The organism is Streptomyces swartbergensis, assembly GCF_002148965.1.
GTDB classification, from domain to species: domain Bacteria; phylum Actinomycetota; class Actinomycetes; order Streptomycetales; family Streptomycetaceae; genus Streptomyces; species Streptomyces swartbergensis.
This window is the reverse complement of sequence record NZ_NGFN01000576.1, coordinates 1-2,939: the sequence shown is the minus strand read 5'-3', so window position 1 is coordinate 2,939 and position 2,939 is coordinate 1. Positions and strand designations below refer to the sequence as shown.

Below are 2,939 nucleotides of genomic sequence, written 5' to 3'. Positions count from 1 at the left end.
GTCCCCGATCGCCCGCCCCAGCAGCGTGGTGACCATGTACACGTTGTACGGCACGGTCGCCATCTGCTCCGAAGACCCGAGCACATCCTTCAGGTACTTCGCGCTCCAGTTGGAAACCGTGGAATCCCCGATATACGCCACGATCATCACCAGACACAGCGGCAACAGCCACTTGAAGACGACGACCTGCCCCTCGCCCGCCTTCCCCTCCACCGCCGGCGCCGCAGCCTCGTCGTCGACGTACCACCGGCTCCCCACCAGCACCGCCGGCAGCAGTACCGCCACGACCGGCAGATACGAAACCCACAACGCCAGATCCCAGTGCGCCCCTACCCACGCCAGCGAGGCCCCCACGATCCCGCCCAGGCTGTAGGCCGCGTGGAAACTGAGCATGATGCTGCGCCCGTACGACCGCTGAAGGCTCACCCCGAGCATGTTCATCGACGCGTCCAGCACCCCGACGGCGAGCCCGAACGCCGCGAGCGCCACGCCCAGTTCCACCATCCGCTCCCCGGCCCCGACCCCGAGCAGCGCCAGCAGCACCACAGGCTGGGACCACCGCAGCAGCCGGCTCGGCCGCACCCGCTTCACCAGCCGCTCGGTGGTCACGCTCCCGACCCCGGCGAGGATCGGCACGGCGGCCAGGAAGGCGGGCAGCAGCGCGTCGGAGACTCCGTACCGGTCCTGGATGGCCGGGATCCGCGTCACCAGCAGAGCGAAGGCGACCCCCTGCACCAAGAAGCTGAACGCCAACGAGGCTCTGCCGCGCCGCAGCACATCAGTCATGGCGGCGAGCGTAGGGCCCCGGCTTACTCGTGGGTAGATCCAGCCAAAGGTGAATTTGATTCAGCTTCTACGTCCTCACATGAGCAGCCCAGTCAGCTCCCCCATGTCGGAGAAGAGCCGCCCGGCCCCGGCCAGCCGCTCCGCCGGCGTCATGGCGGTGAACCCGTACACGTCCATCCCCGCCGCAACCGCCGCCCGCACCCCCAGCGGACTGTCCTCGACGACGACACAGCGCTCCGGCGCGACCCCCATCCGCTCGGCCGCGTACAGGAACAGATCGGGAGCCGGCTTCCCCCTCCCCACATCCTGCGAGCTGAAGATCCGCCCCTCGTCGAACCACCGATCGAGCCCGGTCGCCCGATGCCCCACCCGGATCCGCTCATGACTCCCGGACGACGCCAGGCAGTACGGCACGGAGTCGGCGGCAAGCTTCTGCAGGACCTCCTCGACACCGGCCACCGGCTTCAAGTCCCGCTCGAAGGCCGCGAAGACCCGAGCGTGGAACACGTCGTCGAAGTCCACCGGCAACCGCCGCCCGGTCCGCTCCTCCACCAGATCGTGCACCCGATGCATGGCGGAACCCATGTAGTCCCGGATGGAGTCCTCGTACGACGTCGGGTGCCCCAGCTCGGTGAGGTAGGCGGCCAGGAGGCGGTTGGAAATGGGTTCACTGTCGACGAGGACACCGTCGTTGTCGAAGATCACGAGGTCATAGAGCATGACCAGACCCTAGACGGCACCGGTCTTCCCGACACCGGCCCCGGCCCGCACCAGCGAGGGCACGTTCGCCGCCGGATCCAGCGTGTACGAGTAGAAGGTCCGCGGCTCGGTCACGCTGCCGTTGGTCTCGCACGTCCCCGACCCCACGAACTGGTTGCCGCGCTGCACCAGCCGCCCCGGCCCGGAATCGGCATACCCGCTGGCCGAGTAGCAGGGATGGGGGACGTTCTCGAAGTAGTTCCCCTCGACGAGCACACCGGCGTTCATCGTCGACGCGACCCCGTACAGCTCGTTGTTCCGGAAGTAGTTGTTGTAGACGTGCACCGGCTCCCCGAACCGCACCCGCGGGTTCCGCTGCTTCGACCCGTCGAAGAAGTTGTGGTGGATGCTCACCTTCAGCTTGCCGGCGTCCTGGCCGCCGTTCCCGTCCGAGTGCCCGATCAGCATGTTCTTGTCGGTCTTGTTGAACCAGTTCCAGGACACGGTGACGTACTCGGCCGCCCGGTTGATGTCGAGGGCCCCGTCGACGGGAGCGACGAACTCGTTGTGGTCGATCCAGATGTGATGCGACTCCCGCCCGACGTTGACCGCGTCGTCCTCGGCGTTGGTGAACTTGATGTTGCGCACGATGACGTTGTACGAGCGGTAGAAGTCGAGCCCACCACCGTTGATGACACCCGACGAACCGACCCCGATGATGGTCTTGTCGGGCCGCACACCCTGCTTACTGGTGATGTCGATGGTGCCCTGCACCTTGATGATCAGCGGCCCGACGGTGTCGATGTACTGCAGGAACTGCTCGGACGTGGTGGCAGTGACCGTCGGGCCGCCCGCCCCACCCGTGGTGCCGCTCTGCCCGAGCGCGTTGACGGCGGCGAACCCGGTCGGAGCCGTCTCGGCCAGCGGCGCCGGCCCGGCCGCCGTCGCCTTACCGCCGAGGCCCAACGCACCGAGCAGGAGGACGAGCGACAGCGTTAACGAGGACGATCTCATGAGGTACCTCCTCCGACAGAAAGCGCTTTCAGTCGCCTCGAAGGTAGGGGTGTGTTATGCGCATGTCAACATCGGATTACAGCCATGTCCAACAGAGAAAGCCCCGTACCGAATTAACCGGTACGGGGCTTTCATCAATATTTGTTCGGCGGCGTCCTACTCTCCCACAGGGTCCCCCCTGCAGTACCATCGGCGCTGTAAGGCTTAGCTTCCGGGTTCGGAATGTAACCGGGCGTTTCCCCTACGCTATAACCACCGAAACACTATGAAACTGTCAGCCGCACCACGCTGTGGCAGCATGGGGCTGTTCGTGGTTTCAGAACCAACACAGTGGACGCGAGCAACTGAGGACAAGCCCTCGGCCTATTAGTACCGGTCAACTCCACACGTTACCGTGCTTCCATATCCGGCCTATCAACCCAGTCGTCTACTGGGAGCCT

3 protein-coding genes and 2 rRNA genes are annotated in these 2,939 nt (G+C 65.7%); all 5 read right to left on the bottom strand.

Annotated elements, in window-relative coordinates:
- The coding region (locus CA983_RS42250; protein WP_143645770.1) for an MFS transporter at nt 1–786 on the bottom strand (786 nt) is incomplete at its 3' end.
- A 75-nt stretch (nt 787–861) separates the two neighbouring features.
- Nucleotides 862–1,506: an HAD family hydrolase gene (locus CA983_RS42245; protein WP_086605933.1), complete on the bottom strand. Its 645-nt coding sequence runs from the start codon at nt 1,504–1,506 to the stop codon at nt 862–864.
- A gap of 9 nt (nt 1,507–1,515) precedes the next feature.
- On the bottom strand, nt 1,516–2,499 hold the full coding sequence (locus CA983_RS42240) for a pectate lyase family protein (protein WP_086605932.1): 984 nt from the start codon (nt 2,497–2,499) through the stop codon (nt 1,516–1,518).
- A gap of 143 nt (nt 2,500–2,642) precedes the next feature.
- A 5S ribosomal RNA gene (gene rrf / locus CA983_RS42235) occupies nt 2,643–2,759 on the bottom strand.
- 86 nt (nt 2,760–2,845) lie between these two features.
- Nucleotides 2,846–2,939, bottom strand: a 23S ribosomal RNA gene (locus CA983_RS42230); the annotation flags it as partial.